This is a genomic window from Bacteroides sp. AM07-18 (assembly GCF_003602695.1).
GTDB classification, from domain to species: domain Bacteria; phylum Bacteroidota; class Bacteroidia; order Bacteroidales; family Bacteroidaceae; genus Bacteroides; species Bacteroides uniformis.
The window spans coordinates 43,267-43,552 of record NZ_QTLM01000023.1 but is presented as its reverse complement, the minus strand read 5'-3'; the positions used below and the strand labels follow the sequence as shown (position 1 = coordinate 43,552).

Below are 286 nucleotides of genomic sequence, written 5' to 3'. Positions count from 1 at the left end.
CGTTTGCTGACCAAGCAGTATCACGGAACGAGCATCAACAAACTGACATATGCCTACAACCTGCGTAGCTGGCTGACGGGCATCAGCGGTACATGCTTCACACAGAACGTGTACTACAACACGGGTGTGGGTACAGCGAAGTACAATGGCAATATCAGCAGCATGACCTGGAAGTCCGGGAACGAAAGTACAGTCCGCGGTTACAAATTCACTTATGACGGTCTTGACCGGATGCTGAACGCTACCTATGGCGAGACAGCAAGTATCAGCACGAATGCGAACCGCT

Annotated in this window: 1 pseudogene; it reads left to right on the top strand. The window is 51.4% G+C overall.

Going from position 1 to position 286, the window contains the following annotated elements:
- Positions 1 to 286 (top strand): annotated as a pseudogene (locus tag DW096_RS19630) (RHS repeat-associated core domain-containing protein); the annotation flags it as partial.